Source organism: Halomonas sp. RT37, from assembly GCF_040070525.1.
Classification (GTDB): domain Bacteria; phylum Pseudomonadota; class Gammaproteobacteria; order Pseudomonadales; family Halomonadaceae; genus Halomonas; species Halomonas litopenaei.
In genome coordinates, this window is sequence record NZ_CP098827.1 from 3,172,878 (window position 1) to 3,193,845 (window position 20,968).

Genomic DNA, 20,968 nt, shown 5'->3' on the forward strand with positions numbered 1-20,968 from the left:
CGCCTGGCACCTGAAAACAGTCTAGATAGGCATCAAGCACCAGCGGACATCAAGGACCGTCCCGAAACTGCATCGGTCGCCGGTCCTTGATGCCTGTGATGGCCCATTTGGGCCACCCCTCAGGCTTCGGCCTCGACTCCCCACCGCTGGCGTGCAGAGATCATCGCTGATGACATGACGCCGATGATCAAGACACTGGTGATCAGGCCTTGGTGACTAGGCTTGGGTGACTAGGCTGGGGTGACTAGGCCTGAGTAATTCAGCCCTGGTGACATGGCCCAGACAATCAGCCCGCGCGGTGGCGTTCGGCCAAGGCAACCAGCCCGGCCAGGGTAGCCTTGTCGCTGTCGACTTCCTCGACGCGAATGCCCTGGCGCTCCAGCGCCTGGCGGTAGAGCGGATTGAGACTGGACGAGCCGACCAGTACCACCGCGCCCTGGTGGTCCAGCAGATGCTCGCGCTGGGCCAGCACCTCGGCACCGATCAGCACCCCGGACAGAAAACTGCCCACCTGGTGGGCGCCAAGTCCTGCGTACAGGTGGCGGCTTCGGCCTTCGAACAGGGCGTGCATCAAGCCCGCCGGATGGTCCGCCGCCGCCAGCCCCTGGGCAAAGCCATCGGCGTCGTGGGCGTCGCTGCCCCTGGCCGGCTCTCCCGGCAGGGTATGAAACCGCACCGCATGATAGAGCTCGCCGGTCATCACCGTGGAGAAGTCGATCAGCCGCTCTCCTTCCAGACGGGCCCACTTGCTGTGGGTGCCCGGCAGACAGCAGACCCCGGCGGACAAGCCCAGCAGCGCCAGTGCACCGAAGGCCTGGATCTCCTCGCCGCGCATCACGTCGACGTGATCCTCGCGCACCACCTTGAGGCCAGGCACGATCCAGGCGTTGTCCAGCCCCGGCGCCGCTACGACATTGTCGGCCAGGTCGGTGGCCGAACGCGGCACCTCGAGCTGCGGTGCTTCGCTCCAGCCCCGCGCCGAGCCGACCATGCCCGACAGGTAGACCGGCACTTCACCGCCCTTTCGCCAGGCCCCGACCTGGGCCTCGCAGTAATGCGGGAATTCGTCCGTGCTCAACGACTTGAGCCCGGCATCCGAGCGCACACTATCGAGACACTCGCCGCTGTCGCGGTCCACCAGAAAGGCCCGAAAGTTGCTGGTTCCCCAGTCAATGGCGATCAGCCGCCGGCTCATGCGCCACCCCCTTGCTGGCCTGCCTGGTCAGCCGTCAGACGCTGCCATTCGGCCACCAGCTCGCGGGCGATCTCCCCGACCTCGGCGGCGCTGCGTCCGGACTTGTAGAGGTTGCTGCCGAAACCGAAGCCGGCGATGCCGACGGCATGCCACTCGGCCATGTTGGAGCGATCGATACCGCCCACCGCCAGCACCGGCAGTCCCTTGGGCAGGATCGCACTGATGTCCTTGAAGTAGCCGGTGCCCAGGCGTGCCGCCGGGAACAGCTTTAGTGCCGTCGCCCCTGCCCGCGCCGCGGCCAAGGCTTCGGTCGGGGTCATGCAGCCGATCATCGGCGCAAGCCCACGCTCGGCGCCCAGCGCCACCAGCTCGGCCTCGGTGTTGGGGGTGATCATCAACGGCGCCCCGAGCTCGGCAAGCCGTGCGGTATCGTCTTCGTCGAGCACCGTGCCGGCACCGATCAAGACGTCGTCGGGACAACAGGCCACGGCGCGCTCGATGCTGACCCAGGGCTCAGGTGAGTTGAGCGGAATCTCGATCAGCCGGAAACCGGCCTCGACCAGGGCGTGACAGACCGGCTCGATCTCGTCCGGCGTGATACCACGCAGGATCGCCACCAGCGGCGTCTCGGCCATGGCAGCGTCCAGTACGCGACGTTGAGCGTCGTTCATCGCAAAGTCCTCGAAGTCGAAAAGAAGGAAAACTCAGCCCCATGATAAAGCGAAGGGCGGCTGATGCCGCCCTTCGCCGTCAGGGTTCAGACCTAATTGACAAGCCACATGGCCATTTCGGGCCACATCAGCAGCGCCGCGAGTACGCACAGCTGCAGGGCGATAAAGGGCAGCACCGCGACGAAGATGTCCTTGAGGCTGATCTCCGGTGGCGCCACGCCTTTCAGGTAGAAGGCCGCGGGTCCGAACGGCGGCGACAGGAAGGACACCTGCATGTTCACCGCGAACAGGATGCCGAACCAGATCGGGCTGTAGCCCAGCTGCACGATGATCGGCACGAAGATCGGCAGGGTCAGCATGGCCACCCCGATCCAGTCGAGGAACATGCCGAGCACGATCAGGATCGCCATCATTACCAGGATGATCACGATGGGCGAGACGTCCAGATCCATGATCATGCCGGAGATGAAGCGGTTGCCGCCCATCAGGTTGTAGACCCCGACCAGGGCGGCGGCGCCGATGCCGATCCAGATGATCATGCCGCAGGTCACCAGGGTCTGGGACAGGCTCTGGTGCATCATCGAGAACGAGAACTCGCCCCGGGCCAGCACCGCCAGCAGCACGCCGAACACGCCCATGGCCGCCGCCTCGGTGACCGAGGCCACGCCGCCGTAGATCGAGCCCAGCACCATGAAGGCGATCAGCGCCGGCACGATGATCGAGCGCAGCGCGGCACCCTTGGAGGCGAAGCCGGCGTTGCGGTCCTCTTCGCTCATCGGCGGGCCCATGGCGGGGTTGCGCAGGCAGCGCACCAGCACATAACCGATGTAGGACAGCATCAGGATCACCGCCGGGGTGATCGCCGCGGTAAACAGGTCAGCGATGGAGACGCTGGCGATCAGGCCGTAGATGATCAGCACGATGGACGGCGGCATCATGGTACCGAGCGCCCCGCCGGCGCAGACCACGCCGATCGACAGGTGCTTGTCGTAGCCGAGGCGGAGCATCTGCGGCAGCGCCAGGATGCCGAGCAGCACGATCTCGCCGCCGATGATGCCTGACAGCGCGGCCAGGAAGAACGCTACCACCACGGTCTGTACGGCGACGCCACCGGGCAGCCGCCCGGCGAACACCCGCATGGCGTTGAACAGATCCTTGGCGATGCCCGATCGGTCGAGCAGCGAGGCCATCAGCACGAACATCGGCACCGCCACCAGCGAGTACTCGGTGACGAAGCCGTAGACCCGGCTGGTCACCAGCGGCAGGGCGTTGGGGCCGAACCAGCCGAAGGTAAAGGCCAGCGCCACCAGGCCGGTGATAAAGGCCAGCGGCAGGCCGGTGACCAGCAGCGCGAAAATGGCGCCGACCAGCAGCAGGGTTCCGTCTGCGATGCTCATCAGTCAGCGCCTCCTTCGGGTGCGTCGGGGGCGGGCTTGCCCTTGATCGACTGGATCAGGTGAATCAGCGCCTGGACGCACATGATCGCCACCGCGGCGAGGATCATGCCCTTGACCAGGGCGGGGAACGGCGGGTTCCAGGAAGTGCCGGAGCGCTCCAGTTGCCACTCGCCGAGGGGGTTGTGGGAGGCGCCATAGAACATCACCCAAGCGGCGTAGGTCATGCCCAGGCAGAAGCCGAAGGTGACCAGGTCATTGAAGCGATCGAGCCACAGCCGGAACCTCGGGCCCACGGCGTCGTAGAGCACCTTGACCCGGATATGGCGGTTGGAGGCCAGCGCGGCCGGGCCGCCGAGACAGAAGCTGACCGCCACCAGCATGACCACGGTCTCGTGGACCCAGGAGGTGGGCGCGCCGAAGCCATAGCGCATGATCACCTCATAGACGCTGATGGCCATGGCGATAAACACCAGCCAGGCGGCGAACTGGGCCACCCGGACCACGCCACGGTCGAACCGACTGCGCACCACATCGGGGGCACGCTCGGGCGTCTTGTCCGTTGACGGATCGGGTGATGGGTCGGGCCCAGGCCCTGCACGTGTCTCGTCACTCATGAGACATCCTCGACATTGATGTATCGCGACGCCCGTGATCTATCGCCCCAACGGGCGCGGACATCGCAAGATGAAAATGAGGGGGCGGTGCCTCGGCACCGCCCCGGGTTCCACTGGCGCACGCCAGCGAGGATTACAGCAGGTTGTGGTTCTCGAGGTAGGCCACCACGGACTCGTAGAATTCCTGGGTGATCTCGTTCTTCTCGGCCCAGTTCTCCCACTCCTGCTTGGCGATATTGCGGAACGCCACGCGCTCCTCCTGCGGCAGGTCGATGATCTCGATATCCGGGTTCTGGCGAGCCTCGCGCACGGCTTCCATGTCGCGGGTCTTGAGCTCGGCCACCATCTCGTAGGCCAGGGCGTCGACCGAGGTCTCGAGGATGCCCTTCAGGTCATCGGAGAGGCTGTCCCAGACGTCCTTGTTGAGCGACACCGCCACCATCGGCAGCGAGTGGAAGCCCGGGTACAGCGGGTACGGCGCAAACTCGTGCAGCCCCTGGGCCTGGTTGGTGGCGAACACGGTGTAGTCGGCGGCGTCGATGACGCCCTTCTCGAGGCCGGTATAGACCTCGGAGCCCGGCAGGTTGACCGGAGTCGCGCCGGCGGCCTCGAAGATGTTGTAGACCATGCCCTCGGGTGCACGCAGCTTGAGGCCCTGCATGTCGTCGATGGAGCGCACCGGCTTGGTCGACGGCAGCGACTCGAGGCCGGTGGCGGCGGCGCCGATCAGGTGGACGCCGTAAGGTTCGACCAGCTTGTTGTAGAGCTCTTCGCCACCGGCGTTGTTCATGTAGTCGAGGAAGTCGTAGGGATCGCTCCAGGCGCCTACCAGGTTGCCGATCATGCCGAAGGCCGGGTTCTGGCCGGTGAAGTAGCTCGGGTCGGTCAGGTGGCCCTGAAGAATGCCGGACTGCACGGCCTGCAGGGTCTGGTTGGCCTGGACCACGGCGTTGACCGGCAGGATCTCGATGGAGATGCGGCCGTTGGACATGGTCTCGACGTTGTCGGCCCAGGCCTTCTTCATCTCGAACTGCGGCTCACCCGCGGTCTCGGAGGTCTGGAAGGTCCACTCGTACTCGGCCGCCTGGGCAGAGGTCGCCGTTGTCGCGAGGATCGCCGCGCCCAACGTCGTGAGCGCGGAACCAGAGAACTTGAGCTTGGTGCTTGCCATCATGGGAATCTCATCCTTCTTGTTGGCGAGTTGCAGGGAATTCGGGAGCGTCGAAGGTGGTCTCGATCGTGGCGGGCGACCTTGTCACCCCTTCAAGACCCAGGTCCTGCCCGGTGCGCTCCAGTACCGCGAGAGCCGCTCGGGCGGCTTCCTGCGGCTGGCGAAGCCGGATCGCCTCCATCACCCGGCGGTGACGATCCATGCTGTCGTTGAGCCTGTCGGCGCTGTGGTTGGAGCGTTCCACCAGCAGCGCGATGGCGGGTTTGAGAACGTGGCTGATCTGGGCCCACACCAGATTGTGCGATGCGGTAAAGATCGCCTCATGAAAGGCCACGTCATACTCGTCGTGGCTCTTGCCATCAAAGCGTAGATCATCGTTGGCCAGCGCTTCGATCATGCCCTCATAGGCCGTCTCGATGGCCAGCAGATCGGCGGCGGTGGCGTGCTCGGCGGCGAGACGGGCGACAAAGGGCTCCACCGCCACGCGAAAGGCGAAGACTTCGCGCTGGATCACCGGATTGGGATGGGCAAAGCGCGCCAGCCAGCCACTGACTCTGGGGTCCAGCAGGTGCCAGCCCTCCAGCGGTTGTACCCGAGATCCCTGGCCCGAGATTCGCGTGATCATGCCCGCCGCCACCAGCACCTGCAGCGCACTGCGCACGGTGGAGCGACTGACTTCGAAGCGCTCGCACAGATCCACTTCCCTGGGCAGGAAGTCCCCCGGCGCATACTCACCGGCGAAGATCGCCTCGGCCAGGGCATCGGCGATGTCCGGGCGCGCGCGACGCGTGGAAGTGGAACTTGCCGACATGGAGCCATCCATACAGGGAACGAGAGAAATCGGACATGTAGCGCCGTGTGTCGGACGGTGCTACAGGCTATGTCCGACATAGCTTGACGAAAACGTGTTTCAAACGCCTTTAGACTTTAGTCATGATTGGGTAGCGCCCTGCCGCCACGCCCTGTCCATGGCGCTCCTCGGGGAACCTCGCTGATTCGGCACAGTCGTAGTGAATAGACCTCGGACCCAGGAAGACAATCGCCCCCTTTACGAAACAGACCGACTGGTCTATTGTGGCGACCGTACACCTATCGATGATCACGGAGCGAGGCGTGAATCCGAGCGACCCTCGGCCACGCTTCGCACTCTCCGGAACGACAGCCAATCGACTTCCGGTTCATCACGCAAAGGAGGCATGATGCAGTCGAACTACTACACCATCAGCGAGTATCCCACCGGCACCCCCAGCCAGGACGTCTTCAAGCTCAAGCAGCAGGACCTGCCGGCGCTGGCTGACGGTGAAGTGCGCATCCGCAATCGCTGGCTGTCGGTGGACCCCTACATGCGTGGGCGCATGAGCGGTGTCACCACCTATATCGAACCCTTCGAGCTCGAGGCACCGCTGGAAGGAGCCGCCGTCGGCGAGGTCATCGAATCCGGTGACGATCGTTTCAAGGTGGGTGACAAGGTCAGCCACATGGGTGGCTGGCGAGACGTGGCCCAACTGCCCGCCGACGGCGTGACCGCCCTGCCCGATCTGGACGTGCCGGAACAGGCCTACCTGGGCGTGCTGGGCATGCCGGGGATGACCGCCTGGACCGGCCTGAATGCCATCGCCGAGATGCAGCAGGGTGACAATGTGCTGGTCAGCGCCGCCAGCGGCGCGGTGGGCTCTCTGGTGGTACAGCTGGCGAAGGCCAAGGGTGGTGTTGTGGTCGGCCTGGCCGGCAGCCAGAAGAAGCGCGACTGGCTCGAGTCCCAGGGCGTGATCGCGGTGGACTACCGCGACAAGGACGCCGCCACCCTCAGCGAGGATCTGGCCAAGGCCTGCCCGGACGGTTTCGATGTCTACTACGAGAACGTCGGCGGTGTCTGCCTGGAAGCCGCGCTGAACAACCTCAGGGTCGGCGCCCGCATCGCCGTGTGCGGCATGATTTCCCGCTACAACGATGAAGGCCCGGCACCGGGACCGGCCAACCTGGCGATGATCCTGATTCGCCGAGCGCGCATGCAGGGCTTTATCGTGTTCGAGCACTGGGACAACTACCCGGCCTTTCTCAAGGACGTCGGTCCCAAGGTCGCGGCCGGCGAGATCGACTACCAGGAGACCGTGCGCGAGGGCCTCGAGGCCACGCCGGAAGCCTTCCTTGACCTATTCAAGGGGGCCAACACCGGCAAGATGCTGGTGCGCCTGGGCTGATTGCTGATTGCTGATTGCCCTTGCTGGACGATTGACCCAGACACCGCCTACGGGCGGTGTCTCTGGTTCAGCACTGCTCGAATGACCGCCGCGCCATCAACGGCCACGGCTGGCAATCATCACGCCGGACACCACCATCAGCATGCCCACCGCCGTGACCCCACCGATCGTCTCGTCCAGCGCCCACCAGGCCAGCGCCGTGGCCGCCACCGGGGTAAGCGAGCCCAGCGCCGAGGTCGCCTCGGCCCCCAGCCGTCGAATCGCCACGCCCATCAGCAGGCCAGACCCCAGCCCCACCAGGATGCCCTGCACCACCAACTGCACCAGCCACTCCTTCGTGGGCACCAGATGCAGGGACAGCCCCCCCGCCCCGCTCGCCTCGAGCCCGATCACCGTCAGCACAATGACCAGTCCACTGGGCACCGTGACCACCGCCGTGGCCTCGAGCGCCGACAGACCGCTCTGACGCACGCTGAGGGTGAACACCGCCCACATCACGCTGGACAGCAGGAACATGCCCTGCCCCAGCAGCAGGCTCTGCGAGCCCTGTCCCCCGGACGCCAGCAGGCAGACGACGCCGAGTCCGATGGCGACCAGGCCGGCGGCACGCCCCCGCGACAACGGCTGAGCGAAGACCCAAACCGCCAGGGTACTGACGAACAGCGGCGCTGCCCCGGGGATCAGGGTGCTGCCGTGGGCCACCGGGGCCAGCCCCATGCCCACCGCCCCCAGCAGGAAGAAGGGTATGCCGGCGCCGGCCATCATGCCGACCAGCCACACCGGGTTGACCGCCAGCAGACGCTGGCGCCGACGCAGCGCCAACGGCAGCAGCGCCAGGCCAGGCACGGCGTAGCGAAACAGGGTCAGGTCGAGCGTTCCCAGTGGTGACAGCGCCCCTTGGCGCAGCGACAGGAAGTAGCACGACCAGATCAGCACCGCCCCCAGCGCAGCGGCGACCCCCAACAGGGCGCGCCGGGGAGAGGCGACAAGCGGTGCCACCTGGGTCAAGGAAGACGACATGAAAGAACTCCGTGAGGTTCGATGGGCGCCTGAACGAGCCCCCTGCTGACCCTCAGTCTGCCGCCAACGGTCGGGCAAATGCAGGCAAAGACAACGACGCGCTGGACCCATATTGGCAGGACATGCCAATATTTTTCTTCGACCCGCAAGATTGAGCCAATCCGTTGAAAAAACTGGACCGTATCGATCGCCATCTGCTCGCCCTGCTCCAGCAGGATGCACGACTCACCAGCCACCAACTGGCCGAGCGGGTGGGGCTGTCGCCGTCACCCTGCGCCAGGCGCATACGCCGGCTGGAGCAACAGCGGCTGATCCAGCGCTACCGCGCCGAGCTGGACCGCGAACGCCTGGGGCTGGGGCTGACGGTGTTCGTCCACGTCAAGCTCAGCCGCCACCAGGACGCCCTGGTGGAAGCCTTCGAAGCCGCCGTGGCAGACATGCCCGAAGTCATCGAGTGCCACACCGTGTCCGGCGCCTTCGACTATCTGCTGCAGATCGTCAGCGCCGACCTGAAAGGCTACGAGCGCTGGGTGCGACAGCTGCAGACCCTGCCCATGGTCAATACCGTGGATTCGAGCTTTGCCATCCGTGCCGTCAAGCGCGCCGGCGCCCTGGATCTGCGCGACGCCCGTCCAACTGACGACGATTCGTAAGGCTCCACACGAGGATCCGCTGCACAGCCCCACCAGGCAGACGTCGCCTCAGCCGGTGATCACGGCTGACGCAGCTTCGCCAGCATCGAGCCTAGCTGACGTCGGCGCTTCACTTCGGCGTCATCAATCGTCAAGCTAGGGTCGATCCCATTGCCGTCCGGGCCCACGTACCGCCACCCAGGAGAGTTGCATGCCGACCCCGCCCGCTCCCCCACGCCTGACCCTGGAGGTCTTCAGCGATCTGCGCTGCCCGTTCTGCTACCTGGAGTTGCCCGAACTGGAGGCGCTGGAAGACAGGTTCGGTCATGACATCCGCGTCGTCTGGCGCCCCTTCGAGCTGCGCCCCGAGCCGGAACCTGCCCTCGATCCCCACTGCGACTACCTGAACGAGCTGTGGCGAGACGCGGTGCTGCCGATGGCTCAGGAGCGAGGTCTGAGCATGCGCCAGCCGAACATCCAACCACGCTCGCGTCTGGCCCTGGAAACGCTGGCCTGGGCCGAGCGCCGCTATCGCGACACCCCGTCAGCCAGCCAGGTCGCTGCGCTGCGAAAGGCCCTGTTCAGCGGCTTCTTCGAAGATAGCCTGGACCTGTCGGATCCCGGCGCCCTGGCCGAGATCGCCAATCAACTGGGGCTGGACGGCGCGGCACTCGAGGCGAGTCTTGCCGCCGGTGAAGACCGCGAGGCGGTACAAGCTTCCCGCGAGGAAGGTCAGGCGCTGGGGGTTCACGGTGTTCCGGCGCTGCGCTTTCTGGTCGACGGCGAACACGCCGGCATCCTGTCCGGCGCCCAACCCAGGCGCCAGCTCTTTCTGGCGGTGGAACGCCTGCAGGATGCCCTGCGCCAGCATGAGGGCAAAAGGACGCCATGAGTGACCGCACACGTCCGGTGGTGGTGATCGGTGGCACCGGCTTTGTCGGCGCTGCCGTGGTGCGCGAGCTCTACTTCGCGGGCCATGCAGTCCGCGTGGTGGCCCGCCACCCGAGACTCCCGGAAGAGGTGGAAGACGGCGATCCGGTCGAGGCGATCCAGGCGGATATCGAGGATCCGGAGAGCCTCAAGGCGGCCCTTGAGGGGGCCAGCGCGGTGATCAATGCGGTCAGCCTCTACCGCGAGAGTGGCAAGCGCAGCTTCGAGCAGGTGCATGTCGAGGGCGCCGCCAGGCTGGCCCGGCTCGCCCGGGAGGCGGGCATCGATCGCTATGTGCTGCTGTCCGGCATCGGCGCCCGGCTCGATTCGCCCTCGCCCTACGTGCGCGCCCGGGCGAGAGGCGAACAGGCGGTGATGGGCGAGATACCTCGCGCGGTCATCGTTCGCCCCAGCGCCCTCTATGGCCAGCAGTCAGGCCTGGTGGCGACCCTGGCAAGGCTGGTGAAGATGCCGCTGGTGCCGCTGTTTGGCGCCGGAGAGATGCGCCTGCAACCGCTCCACGTGGGTGATCTTGCCAGCGCCCTGGCGCGCCTGGCCACCCGGACGAGCCTGCCCAGGGCACTTTTCGAACTGGGCGGGCCCGACCCGCTGCGCTACCGCGATCTGGTCACCCAGGTGGCGCGACACCTCGGCAGAGAACCCAGCTTCATCAAGGTCCCCCTGCCCCTGTGGCACGCCCTGGCACTGGCCCTTTCGCCCTTGCCCTCGCCGCCGCTGACCCGCGATACCCTGTGGCTGATCAGCGAGGACAACCTGGTCGCCAACGGCGTCGGCAGCTTCGCCGACCTGGGCCTCAATCCGCGCAGCCTGCGCGACAGCCTGCCGCACTGCCTGCCAACGCAGGCAGGCTGAGTCCGACGGACGGGCCTCGATGGCCCCCGGCCCTATGCCGCCGGGGCTTGGCGTTAGATAACCGCTTCAGGCGTCGCCCATGTTCGCCATCAGGCTCGGCTGCACCACCTCGATCCAGTAGCCGTCCGGGTCCTTGACGAAGACCACGTCCTTCAGCTTGCCCTGCTCGGGGCGCTTGATGAACTCGACGTCGTTTTCATCGAACCAGGCCACCGCCGCGTGCAGATCCGGCACCGCAAAGCAGATATGACCAAAGCCCTGGGGCTCGGCGTTGCCGTCGTGGTAGATCCGCCCTTCCTGCTCCTCGCTGCCCCAGTTGTGGGTAAACTCGAGCAGTCCGCGCTGCTGAAAGGTCCAGGTGGAGCGGGCGGCGGCGTCCTCGGGAACCTGATCATCCGCCTCGAGGTTGGCGAGAAAGTACAGCGAGAACTGCATTTCCTCGAAGTCCAGGCGCCTCAGAACGCTCATGCCGAAGACCCGTGAATAGAACGCCAGGGACACCTCGGGATCCTTGACCCTCAGCATGCTGTGATTGAGGCGAAAACCGCGCGTGGCCTCGGGGGCCGGCTCCACGCCGGGGTGCTGTTCGCCTTGGAAATTGTCGTGCATCTCGGTCTCCTTGGATGAGGGGTCGATTGTCGTTCAGGGGTCGTCAGATCGCCTGCTCGGCCATCTGCTGCGCGATATATTCTGCCTGACGCAGGGCCAGCGAGACGATGGTCAGGGTCGGGTTTTCCGACGCCGAGGTGGTGAACTGACTGCCATCGGAGATGAACAGGTTCGCCACCTCGTGGGTCTGGCCGTAGCCATTGCAGACGCCGTCCTCGGGTCGCTCGCTCATGCGGCAGGTACCCAGGTTGTGGGTCGAGGGATAGGGCGGCACCTCGTAGACATCCCGTGCCCCCACCGATTCGTACAGCGCCTTGCCCTGCTGATACCCGTGCTGCCTCATGGCCACGTCGTTGGGGTGATCGTCGTAGTGCACGTTGGCCACCGGCAGGCCGAAACGATCGGTCACCACCGGGTTCAGGGTGATGCGGTTGCTGGCCTGGGGCAGATCCTCCCCCACCAGCCACATCCCGGCCATATGATCATACTGGTCCATCGCGCCGGCGAAACGCTCGCCCCAGGCGCCGGGGTCGAGGAAAGCAGCCATGAACGGCAGCCCCAGCGACAGCGTCTCCATCTCGTAGCCGCCGACAAAGCCCCGCGACGGATCATGGCGCGCCTCATCGGAGATGATGCCGGCCATGGTGGTGCCGCGATACATGTGCACCGGCTCGTCGAAGGTGGCGTAGACCGAACCCGTCATATGGCGCATGTAGTAGCGCCCGACCTTGTCTGCCCCATTGGCAAGCCCCTTGGGGAAACGACTGCTCGTGGAATTCAACAACAGCCGCGGCGTCTCGATGGAGTTGCCGGCCACCGCCACCACCCGGGCCTTCTGTCGCTGTTCGCGGCCCTCGCTATCAAAGTAGACCACCGCCTTGGCACGACCCTCGTCGTCATGCTCGATACGCGCCACATGCGACTCGGGTCGCAGCTCCAGGTGTCCGGTGGCGATGCCCCTGGGCAGCTCGGTATAGAGCGTCGACCACTTGGCCTGGGTCTTGCAGCCCTGGAAGCAGAAGCCGCGCTGCTGGCAGGGCGCCCGGCCATCGCGGATCTCGCTGTTGATGGCCATATGGCCGGTGTTGCAGGAATAGCCGAGCTTCTGCGCCCCGGCGTACATCACCTTGAAATTGTTGTTGCCCGGCAGCCCCTTGTTGTCGTGGGTGCGGGTCACCCCCATGCGCGCCTCGGCACGATCGTACCAGGGTGCCAGTTCCTCGTAGGACAGCGGCCAGTCGAGCAGGTCAGCGCCGTCCACCGCGCCATAGTGGCTCAGCGCCTCGAACTCGTGGGGCTGGATGCGCAGGCTGGCACCGGCCCAGTGCACCGTGGTGCCGCCCACCGACTTGACGATCCAGGCCGGCAGGTTGGGAAAGTCCCGTGCCAGCCGCCAGCTTCCCGACGTGGTCCTCGGGTCCAACCAGGAAAGCTGGTTGAAGGCACCCCACTCGTCGGCCAGAAAGTCCGAGGTGGTGTGCAGCTTGCCCGCTTCCAGTACCACCACGTCGATGCCCTGCTGGGCCAGTTCGTTCGCCAGGGTGCCTCCACCGGCCCCCGAGCCGATCACTACCACCACACTGTCATCGTCCAGCGCAAAGGTCTTCTGACTGTCGGTCATGGCCATAACGACGTCTCCTCATCGGTCCGTATTGTTCGTTGTTGTCTGTTGTTGTCTGTTGTTGTCTATAGCGGGCTGTTGTTGTCCGTGGCTGTGGCCAGCTCGCAACGACGCTCGTCTCACCCGGCGCCGCGACAGCGTCAGCCCGGTACTTCATGGGGCAGGTAGCCGCCCTCGGGCCGGGGCGGATCCGGCAGCCAGTCCAGGTCATTGAAGCCCTTCGTCAGGTAGCCGGGATTGCCCGCCTCACCCTCGTAGCCGAAGTGGGCGTAGGCCAGATCGTTGTCATAGAGCGAGACGACGGCGTCGCCGCGCACCAGTTCGAAGAATGGCGAGCCGGCCCGCGCTTCCAGCAAGGCGAAACGCTCGCTCGGCGACAGCGATAGCCAATCACCACCCGCCTCACGGTCGAGCACATCGATACCTTCGGCTACCAGGGCCGCGACCTGGGGATCGGCGGCCTTGGTGTCCAGACTCTTGACCACCAGGGCGTAGACCGCGTCTTCAAGGTCTGGGTGAGGGAAGATGTGACGCGTCATCGCCAGCAGCACCTGGCCCTGGCGACTGGTCAGGGTTTCAAGGGACATGGCCCAGCTACGACTGGGCGCCAGCAGGGCGATGGGACCGGAGGCCATCGCCAGTGTGCCCATCAGCACACCACCGCTGGCCTTGAGAAAGACACGACGAGAAAAAGCGCTACCCTTCATAGCAGGACTCCTTGCCCCAGGCCGTAGAATTCAGATTCGACAAGCGCCACATGCGACACTGCGTCTCTCCAAAGCCTATGTCGCCTCCGCCTACGGCGGGTAACACTGGGGTACTACGTCGACCATGGTCTAATGCTCCTTGACGCAAGAGCCAGGCAGGGTCAGAAGACGGCATCATCGATAACGACCGGACGCCAGCGAGAGGACCACGCCATGTGCCATATGTACGCCTCCACCGACCCTGCCAAGTACGAGTGCACCACCCGTTCCATCCGCCTGCAGGGCTCGGTGACCAGCGTCAGACTGGAAAACGAGTTCTGGGATATCCTCAACGAGATCGCCGCCGGCCAGAATCTGACCACGGTTCAGTTCATCAGCGAGCTGCATCAGGAGGTGATCGAGATCCGGGGTGAGGTGCCTAACCTGGCATCGCTGTTGCGGGTGGCCTGCGCCATCCACCAGCAGAATGCCATTCAGGGTAATGTCGTCCAGGGAAGTGCTGCCCAACCCTCGGCCGAACGTCTGTCTCGGGCATCGCTAGGCATAAACTGAAACGGCACCGGGTAAAGGAACTCACCGACACCTCGTTCAGCGCCATACGGGTGACCTGGCCTCCCATCGAGAACAGCAGCCCTAGAAATTCGACTAAAGTCTATATCTTTTTTCTCGAAAACTACGCCTTATCTCAATCTTTTCTCTACGCTCCTTGTCATACGCGGCAATTCGTGAAGAATGGCCTCCGCATTCCTACCCAATGGACAATTTGACATGGATTCCATCGCCACCTGGTTCAACGATGCCGTCTCCGTCGGCAACGGCCTGATCTGGGGTAAACTGCTCGTTTACCTGTTGATCGGCGCCGGTCTCTACTTCACCGTCATGACCCGCGGCATCCAGTTCCGCTTCTTCGGCCATATGTTCGCCCTGCTCAAGGGATCCCGTGATGGCGGCGAGGGCATTTCCTCCTTCCAGGCCCTGTCCACCAGCCTGGCGGCCCGCGTGGGTACCGGCAATCTGGCGGGTGTCGCCGTGGCCATCTATCTGGGCGGCCCCGGCGCCATCTTCTGGATGTGGATGACCGCGCTGGTCGGCATGGCCACCAGCTTCGTCGAGTCCACCCTGGCCCAGGCCTACAAGGTCGACCACGGCGACAAGACCTTCCGCGGCGGCCCGGCCCGCTACATCGAGCGCGGGCTCGGTCAGCGCTGGATGGCCATCGCCTTCTCGATCTGTCTGATCATCGCCTTCGGCCTTGCCTTCAACAGCGTCCAGGCCAACTCCATCGCCCAGGCCATGGAGCAGGCATTCAACATCCCGACCTGGATCGTCGGCATCGCCCTGCTGGTGGGGGTTACCCCGATCATCTTCGGCGGCCTGCGCTCCATCGCCAAGGTGGCGGAGCTGATCGTGCCGCTGATGGCACTGCTCTACCTGATCCTCGCTCTGGTGGTGGTGGCGCTGAATATCGATGAGCTGCCGAGCGCCATCGCGTTGATCTTCAACAGTGCCTTTGGCCTCGAAGAAGCCGCCGGCGGTGCAGTGGGCTACGCCGTGGCCCAGGCCATGATGCAGGGCATCAAGCGCGGCCTGTTCTCCAACGAGGCCGGCATGGGTTCCGCCCCGAACGTGGCCGCCACCGCCAGCACCCGACCGAACCATCCGGCGGCCCAGGGCTTTATCCAGATGCTCGGCGTGTTCTTCGACACCCTGGTGATCTGTACCGCCACCGCCGCGGTGATCATCCTGTCGGAGCCGGCGCTGCAGAGCGGTGATGCGCCCAACGGAATCCAGCTGACCCAGGTCGCGCTGTCCGAGCACGTGGGTGACTGGGGCGGCATGTTCGTGGCCATCGCCATCCTGCTGTTCGCCTTCACCTCGCTGATCGCCAACTACTCCTACGGTGAATCCAACATCGAGTACCTGGCGGGCTCGCGTCGCTCTGCGGGCGCGGTGTTCATCTATCGCCTGGCGGTGCTGGCGATGATCATGATCGGCTCGATCGCCCAGCTCGGCACCATCTGGAACTTCGCCGACCTGTCCATGGGCATGATGGCACTGATCAACCTGACCGCCATCCTGCTGCTCTCGCCGCTGGCCTTCGCCCTGTTCCGCGACTACGAGCGTCAGCTCAAGGCCGGCCAGGAGCCGACCTTCAACCCGGACGAGTTCCCCAAGCTCAAGGGCAAGGTGGACCCAAGCGCCTGGCCGAGCTTGAGCAACAAGGCCTCGCAGGCCTCATCCTCTGAAGCGCCCAAGGGCAGCGGAAAGGACGCCTGATCAGGCGCTGGACCAGCAAGACCGCAGGGGCCGCTTGAGCCCCGGCACCAACAACGCCACGGCCCATGCCGTGGCGTTGTCGTTTCCGACGGCCGGACACGGGCCGTCTCGTCAGGCCAGGCACCGTTGCGCCCCGATCGTCCCTACGCCCTGGGCAGCGGCGCGTCCTCCTCGTCCAGGGCACCGTCGAGAAAGTCGAGCAGTGCCCGTACCGACGGTAACTGTCCGCGGCGGCTGGGGTAGACCGCGTGGATCAGTCCGGCCCGAGGCTCCCAGCCCGGCAACACGTCCACCAGACGCCCGGCGCACAGATCGGCGCCCGCGGCCACCAACGGCAAGCGTGCCACCCCCTGGCCATCGAGCACCGCCCGGTGCAAGAGCCCCACGTCGTCGGTCACCAGCCGAGGCCGATGCTCGATGATTCGCTCCTCGCCGCCGGGACCGTCCAGGCGCCAGCGATGGCGCCGGTCCGGTTCCTCGAAGTCGAGACTGGGCCAATCGCTCAAGGCTTGCGGCGCTTCCGGCATCCCCAGGCGCGCCACCAGATCCGGTGATGCCAGCAGCCGCTGGGGGCTGCGCGACAGCCTGCGCATCACCAGTTCGCTGTCTTCCAGCGGCGGATAGCGTACCCGGATCGCCAGATCGAAGCCTTCTCGCACCACGTCGACGCGGCGACTGGTCGCCACCACGTCCAGGTCGATGCGGGGGCAGCGACGCAGGAACTCGGAAAACAGCGGCGTGAACAAGGTGGCGAGAAGGCTCGGCGGACAGCTCAGGCGAATGCGCCCGCGCGGTTCGGCCTGGTGGCGCTCGACCACCTCCACCGCCGCCTCGGCCTGCCACAGCATGGCCTGGCAGTGCTGATAGAAGGCCTGGCCCAGTTCCGTGACCACAAACTGACGGGTGGAACGCTGAATCAGGCGGGTATCGAGGCGTGCCTCCAGTGCCGCGATACGTCGGCTGAGCCGTGACTTGGGCAGCCCCAGGGCGCGGCCCGCCGGAGCAAAACCGCCGTGGTCCACCACCTTGACGAAATAGAAGAAGTCGTTGAGATCCTGCACGGCTCGGGTCCTGTCGAGGGTGATTGAGCGCACCATCGTTCCACATATGCAACGATGCGTCCGAATTTTGCCTACTACCGCCTCCATCGTCTCGATTCTATGCTGTCACCATGACGGATCGCCAACGATCCTTCCATGACAGGAGGTGTCCCATGAAGACCATCAACGCCGTACACGCTGCCCCTCGCGGTCACTGGGTGGGCGACGGCTTCCCGGTGCGCTCGCTGTTCAGCTACGACCGCCTTGGCGCCGAGCGCATCAGCCCCTTTCTGCTGCTGGACCACGCCGGGCCTCACCACTTCGCGCCCAGCGAGCAAAAGCGTGGCGTCGGCGTGCACCCCCATCGGGGCTTCGAGACGGTGACCTTCGTGCATCGCGGCGAGGTCAGCCACCGCGATTCCTCCGGCGGGGGCGGCACCATCGGCCCGGGCGACGTTCAGTGGATGACCGCCGGCGACGGCATCCTCCACGAGGAGTTTCACTCCGAGGACTTCACTCGCCAGGGCGGCGACCTGGAGATGGTCCAGCTGTGGGTCAATCTGCCGGCGCGCCACAAGACGACCCCGGCGGCCTACCAGAACCTGACCCGTGACGAGATCCCGGTGGTGACACTGCCGGGCGAGGCGGGCCAGCTCAGGGTGGTGGCCGGCGAGTACCTGGAGGCACGTGGCCCGGCGCGGACCTTTACCCCGATCAACGCCTGGGAGCTGGCATTGAACGAGGACGCTGAAACGACCTTGTCGCTACCCAACGGGCACACTAGCCTTCTGGTAGTGCTCGACGGCACCCTGCTGGTACAGGATCAGGAGGTCGTGCGCGGTGGCAGCGTGGTCGAGCTGTCCCGCGATGGCGAGACGCTGGCCCTGGCCGCCAACACCGCCGCCCGGCTGCTGGTGCTGACCGGTGAACCGATCGACGAGCCGGTGGTAGGTCATGGCCCCTTCGTGATGAACAGCGAGGCCGAGATCCACGCCTCCATCGACGCATTTCGGCGTGGCCGGTTTGGCCGACTCGATACCCAGAGTGTCGGCAGCTAGAAACAGGTTGCCGGCGGCTAGGCGTCTGCCCCTGCCGACTCCCCCCTTCTCAATGCTTGGCAACTTCCCGGCGGCAGTCGCCGCCGGGACCCCACCTCCAGGCTGGATGCCGGAGGCATCTCTTAAGGAAGGTTTCCCCTGACAGGAGGAGAAAACCCATGACTCGCCCCTATGTTCGTCTCGACAAGGATGACGTCACCGTACTATTGGTCGACCACCAGGCCGGCCTCTTGTCGCTGGTGCGCGACTTCGAGCCCGACGCCTTCAAGAACAACGTGCTGGCCCTGGCCGACATGGCGAAGTTCTTCGAGCTGCCGACCATCCTGACCACCAGCTTCGAGGACGGCCCCAACGGCCCCATGGTCCCCGAACTCAAGGAGATGTTCCCGGACGCCCCCTATATCGCTCGCCCCGGCCAGATCAACGCCTGGGACAACGAGGAATTCGTCGCCGCCATCGAGAAGACGGGACGCAAGCAGCTGCTGATCGCCGGAGTGGTCACCGAGGTCTGCGTGGCCTTTCCGGTGCTGTCGGCCATCGAGGCCGGCTACGACGTCTTCGTCGTCACCGACGCCTCCGGCACCTTCAACCCGGTGACCCGCGAGGCCGCCTGGGATCGCATGAGCCAGGCCGGCGCCCAGTTGATGACCTGGTTCGGGGTGGGTGGCGAGCTGCATCGCGACTGGCGCAACGACATCGAAGGCTTCGGTGGCCTGTTGGCGTCCCACCTGCCGGCCTACTCCAACCTGATGCAGAGCTATTCGCAGCAGACCCAAGGGTGAGCTTCAGGCCTGGGCGTACTGCGCCCAGGCCTTGTTCTTTCCGTCGATCCCACCCAGGTACAGCCATACCAGGTCTAGCCATGACCGCCCAGGAGGCCACCATGAGCCTGCACGAAACGCCCCATCGCCCATCATCTTCTTTGGACTGCCCGGTCGTCGATGGCCGTCACTGCATCCAGCGTATCGGTTCCCGGGAGGCCGACGTCGGCGGCCTGCCGATCCACCGCGTGCTGCCCACCCGCGAGCGCCGCCTGATCGGCGCCTGGTGCTTTCTCGACCACGCCGGCCCCAGCATCCTGCGCGAGGGCCAGGCCATGCGGGTCGGCCCCCATCCCCACACCAGCCTGCAGACCTTCACCTGGATGCTCTCCGGCGAGGTCCACCACCGGGATAGCCTGGGTAGCGACCAGGTGATTCGCCCGGGTGAGGTCAACCTGATGACCGCCGGCCACGGCATCAGCCATACCGAAGAGAGCCTGGCCGAAACCGACAGCCTGCACGCCGCCCAGCTATGGATCGCCCTGCCCCGGGACAAGGCCGACACCGCGCCACGCTTTGATCACTACACTGAGCTACCGCACTGGCACCGCGAAGGCGCCGACTTCACCCTGCTGATCGGTGAAGCCGAAGGCCATCACGCCCCCACCCTGAGCTTTTCGCCGCTGGTGGGACTCGACGTTCAGGCCAGTGACACCACGAAGCTGGCGGTGCCCCTGCGTCCCGACTTCGAATACGGCGTGCTGGTGCTGGAAGGCGGCCTCGAGCTCGATGACGAGGCCTTCGCGGTGGACGAGCTGGGGTATCTGGGGCGTGGGCGAGACAGCCTCGAGATGTCGCTGTCTGCGGGCAGCCGGATCCTGTTGATCGGCGGCGAGCCGATGCAGGACGAGATCCTGATCTGGTGGAACTTCGTTGGCCATTCGCGGGAAGCGATCATCCAGGCCCAGCACGACTGGGAAGCCGCTAGCGAGCGCTTTGGTGACATCCCCCAGTGGCAGGGAGCACGCCTGGAGGCGCCACCGCTGCCCTGGTCTTCCTGAAGGCCGCCTTGCCGACACGCAAGGCATTCATCCAGACGCCTTGTCTTCCTGCGCGTTCAGGCTGGCCCACCAGTCGGCGTAGGAGCTGTTGTGGGGCGCGCGTCCGGACTCATCCTCGGCGCCGTCGGACCACCACACCGGGCCACGCTCGCCCAGCGCCTCCTTGGCCGCCTGGACCTGGCGGCGCGCGGCCTTGAGCGCGTCGTCATCGTCGACCTTGTTGGCCTCCTTGACCGCGCGTCGGGCCGCCATCAGCGCCTTGACGTGGCGCTTGCGGGTGTCCTCGTCCAGGCCGGGATCGGTGCAGCGCCAGAGGCGATTGCGGGCAACAAAGTAGCGCCCATCCGGCGTTGTGGGGTACTTCACATCGACCTCCTTCTGCCATCTTGATGCGATATGTTGCAGGATGAATGCACAAGATCGGCGCTGGCAATGGCTGACAGAGCGTAGGTCCTTGGCTATATGTCTCTTCCTTATTCCCTACGTTTCCGTTCACACCGCAGGAGAACCCCATGAGCGATACCCGTCCCCGTATCCTGGTCTTTGCCGGCAGCGCCCGGGAAGATTCCTTCAACAAGCGTCTGGCCAAGCTGATGGCACAACGCATCGACGCCCTTGGCGGTCAGGCCACCTTTGTCGACCTGCGCGACTTTCCCATGCCGATCTACGACGGCGACCTGGAGGCCGGCGAGGGTCTTCCCGAGCACGCCAGCCGCCTCAAGCGGATGTTCATGGAGCATCAGGGCCTCGCCATCGCCTCCCCTGAGTACAACGGCTTCATCACACCGCTTCTGAAGAACACCATCGACTGGGTCTCGCGCCCCGACGGCGACCTGGGCGCCCTCGAGCCCTACCAAAACAAGGTGGCAGCCATCGTCGGCGCCTCACCCGGCGGGCTGGGCGGGCTACGCGCCCTGCCGCTGCTGCGTCAGCTCTTGAGCAACATCGGCGTCACGGTACTGCCGGACCAGCTTGCCGTAGGCGGCGCCGGCAGCGCCTTTCATGAAGACGGCAGCCTGGCCGACGAAGGCAAGGCCAAGGCGCTGGACAACATTTGCCAGCGCCTGGTCACCACCCTGGCGCGGTCGTCACAATGACGGCCGTCGGCCCCTGACGGTCAAAGGGCTGAA

The 20,968-nt window shown here is 65.4% G+C and carries 22 protein-coding genes; 10 read left to right on the forward strand and 12 right to left on the reverse strand.

Annotated elements, in window-relative coordinates:
- Positions 1 to 286: 286 nt before the first annotated feature.
- The 6 genes from NFG58_RS13780 to NFG58_RS13805 all read right to left on the reverse strand — a co-directional run bounded on the left by NFG58_RS13780 (position 287) and on the right by NFG58_RS13805 (position 5,859).
- Positions 287 to 1,195: a 2-dehydro-3-deoxygalactonokinase gene (locus NFG58_RS13780; protein WP_045995290.1), complete on the reverse strand. Its 909-nt coding sequence runs from the start codon at positions 1,193 to 1,195 to the stop codon at positions 287 to 289.
- Positions 1,192 to 1,866, reverse strand: a complete 675-nt coding sequence (locus NFG58_RS13785; RefSeq protein ID WP_348826749.1) for a 2-dehydro-3-deoxy-6-phosphogalactonate aldolase — start codon at positions 1,864 to 1,866, stop codon at positions 1,192 to 1,194. Before NFG58_RS13785 ends, NFG58_RS13780 begins: the two co-directional genes overlap by 4 nt.
- A 92-nt stretch (positions 1,867 to 1,958) precedes the next feature.
- Complete coding sequence (locus tag NFG58_RS13790; RefSeq protein WP_348826750.1) at positions 1,959 to 3,263, reverse strand: TRAP transporter large permease subunit; 1,305 nt, start codon at positions 3,261 to 3,263, stop codon at positions 1,959 to 1,961.
- Positions 3,263 to 3,877, reverse strand: a complete 615-nt coding sequence (locus tag NFG58_RS13795) for a TRAP transporter small permease subunit (RefSeq protein ID WP_124803969.1) — start codon at positions 3,875 to 3,877, stop codon at positions 3,263 to 3,265. The genes NFG58_RS13790 and NFG58_RS13795 overlap by 1 nt, the downstream gene beginning before the upstream one ends.
- Before the next feature lie 133 nt (positions 3,878 to 4,010).
- Positions 4,011 to 5,051 carry a TRAP transporter substrate-binding protein gene (locus NFG58_RS13800; protein WP_286985013.1) on the reverse strand — a complete coding sequence of 347 codons (1,041 nt, stop codon included), beginning with the start codon at positions 5,049 to 5,051 and terminating at the stop codon, positions 4,011 to 4,013.
- A gap of 7 nt (positions 5,052 to 5,058) precedes the next feature.
- A complete protein-coding gene (locus NFG58_RS13805; RefSeq protein WP_045995058.1) occupies positions 5,059 to 5,859 on the reverse strand; it encodes a FadR/GntR family transcriptional regulator in 801 nt (266 codons plus the stop codon).
- A 388-nt stretch (positions 5,860 to 6,247) separates the two neighbouring features.
- Between NFG58_RS13805 and NFG58_RS13810 the strand changes: the two genes are divergently transcribed.
- Positions 6,248 to 7,249: an NADP-dependent oxidoreductase gene (locus NFG58_RS13810; RefSeq protein WP_348826751.1), complete on the forward strand. Its 1,002-nt coding sequence runs from the start codon at positions 6,248 to 6,250 to the stop codon at positions 7,247 to 7,249.
- 96 nt (positions 7,250 to 7,345) lie between these two features.
- Here the strand turns inward: NFG58_RS13810 and NFG58_RS13815 are convergent, their stop codons facing one another.
- The gene (locus NFG58_RS13815; RefSeq protein ID WP_124803971.1) at positions 7,346 to 8,269 is read right to left on the reverse strand and encodes a DMT family transporter; all 924 of its coding nucleotides are present in this window, start codon (positions 8,267 to 8,269) and stop codon (positions 7,346 to 7,348) included.
- A 164-nt stretch (positions 8,270 to 8,433) separates the two neighbouring features.
- Here NFG58_RS13815 and NFG58_RS13820 point away from each other — a divergent pair, with 164 nt between their 5' ends.
- The 3 genes from NFG58_RS13820 (at position 8,434) to NFG58_RS13830 (ending at position 10,704) form a co-directional block, all read left to right on the forward strand.
- Positions 8,434 to 8,922 (forward strand): Lrp/AsnC family transcriptional regulator, encoded by a 489-nt coding sequence (locus NFG58_RS13820; protein WP_197037138.1) that lies wholly within the window; start codon positions 8,434 to 8,436, stop codon positions 8,920 to 8,922.
- 190 nt (positions 8,923 to 9,112) lie between these two features.
- A complete protein-coding gene (locus tag NFG58_RS13825; protein WP_348826752.1) occupies positions 9,113 to 9,793 on the forward strand; it encodes a DsbA family protein in 681 nt (226 codons plus the stop codon).
- A complete protein-coding gene (locus tag NFG58_RS13830; RefSeq protein WP_348826753.1) occupies positions 9,790 to 10,704 on the forward strand; it encodes a complex I NDUFA9 subunit family protein in 915 nt (304 codons plus the stop codon). The genes NFG58_RS13825 and NFG58_RS13830 overlap by 4 nt, the downstream gene beginning before the upstream one ends.
- A gap of 66 nt (positions 10,705 to 10,770) precedes the next feature.
- Here NFG58_RS13830 and gloA read toward each other — a convergent pair whose 3' ends face one another.
- From gloA to NFG58_RS13845, 3 genes are all read right to left on the reverse strand, one after another.
- Positions 10,771 to 11,313 carry a lactoylglutathione lyase gene (gene gloA, locus NFG58_RS13835; protein WP_045995063.1) on the reverse strand — a complete coding sequence of 181 codons (543 nt, stop codon included), beginning with the start codon at positions 11,311 to 11,313 and terminating at the stop codon, positions 10,771 to 10,773.
- A 43-nt stretch (positions 11,314 to 11,356) separates the two neighbouring features.
- Positions 11,357 to 12,940, reverse strand: coding sequence for a GMC family oxidoreductase (locus tag NFG58_RS13840; RefSeq protein ID WP_348826754.1), 1,584 nt, complete (start codon positions 12,938 to 12,940; stop codon positions 11,357 to 11,359).
- Between the two features lie 134 nt (positions 12,941 to 13,074).
- Complete coding sequence (locus NFG58_RS13845) at positions 13,075 to 13,641, reverse strand: tat (twin-arginine translocation) pathway signal sequence (RefSeq protein WP_045995064.1); 567 nt, start codon at positions 13,639 to 13,641, stop codon at positions 13,075 to 13,077.
- 213 nt (positions 13,642 to 13,854) lie between these two features.
- Here NFG58_RS13845 and NFG58_RS13850 point away from each other — a divergent pair, with 213 nt between their 5' ends.
- Both NFG58_RS13850 and NFG58_RS13855 read left to right on the forward strand, forming a co-directional pair.
- The gene (locus NFG58_RS13850; protein WP_348826755.1) at positions 13,855 to 14,193 is read left to right on the forward strand and encodes a ribbon-helix-helix domain-containing protein; all 339 of its coding nucleotides are present in this window, start codon (positions 13,855 to 13,857) and stop codon (positions 14,191 to 14,193) included.
- A 216-nt stretch (positions 14,194 to 14,409) separates the two neighbouring features.
- Entirely contained in the window at positions 14,410 to 15,918 is a 1,509-nt protein-coding gene (locus tag NFG58_RS13855; RefSeq protein ID WP_045995065.1) for a sodium:alanine symporter family protein, read from the forward strand.
- A gap of 143 nt (positions 15,919 to 16,061) precedes the next feature.
- Here NFG58_RS13855 and NFG58_RS13860 read toward each other — a convergent pair whose 3' ends face one another.
- Positions 16,062 to 16,979: a LysR substrate-binding domain-containing protein gene (locus NFG58_RS13860; protein ID WP_045995066.1), complete on the reverse strand. Its 918-nt coding sequence runs from the start codon at positions 16,977 to 16,979 to the stop codon at positions 16,062 to 16,064.
- A gap of 152 nt (positions 16,980 to 17,131) precedes the next feature.
- Between NFG58_RS13860 and NFG58_RS13865 the strand changes: the two genes are divergently transcribed.
- The 3 genes from NFG58_RS13865 to NFG58_RS13875 all read left to right on the forward strand — a co-directional run bounded on the left by NFG58_RS13865 (position 17,132) and on the right by NFG58_RS13875 (position 19,838).
- On the forward strand, positions 17,132 to 18,016 hold the full coding sequence (locus NFG58_RS13865; protein WP_348826756.1) for a pirin family protein: 885 nt from the start codon (positions 17,132 to 17,134) through the stop codon (positions 18,014 to 18,016).
- Between the two features lie 158 nt (positions 18,017 to 18,174).
- A complete protein-coding gene (gene ycaC, locus NFG58_RS13870; protein ID WP_045995068.1) occupies positions 18,175 to 18,798 on the forward strand; it encodes an isochorismate family cysteine hydrolase YcaC in 624 nt (207 codons plus the stop codon).
- Between the two features lie 101 nt (positions 18,799 to 18,899).
- Positions 18,900 to 19,838: a pirin family protein gene (locus NFG58_RS13875; protein ID WP_348826757.1), complete on the forward strand. Its 939-nt coding sequence runs from the start codon at positions 18,900 to 18,902 to the stop codon at positions 19,836 to 19,838.
- 27 nt (positions 19,839 to 19,865) lie between these two features.
- On the opposite strand, the gene NFG58_RS13880 is transcribed toward NFG58_RS13875, so the two are convergent.
- Positions 19,866 to 20,204 (reverse strand): hypothetical protein, encoded by a 339-nt coding sequence (locus tag NFG58_RS13880; RefSeq protein ID WP_348826758.1) that lies wholly within the window; start codon positions 20,202 to 20,204, stop codon positions 19,866 to 19,868.
- A 146-nt stretch (positions 20,205 to 20,350) separates the two neighbouring features.
- Between NFG58_RS13880 and NFG58_RS13885 the strand changes: the two genes are divergently transcribed.
- Positions 20,351 to 20,935 carry an NAD(P)H-dependent oxidoreductase gene (locus NFG58_RS13885; protein WP_348826759.1) on the forward strand — a complete coding sequence of 195 codons (585 nt, stop codon included), beginning with the start codon at positions 20,351 to 20,353 and terminating at the stop codon, positions 20,933 to 20,935.
- Positions 20,936 to 20,968 lie beyond the last annotated feature (33 nt).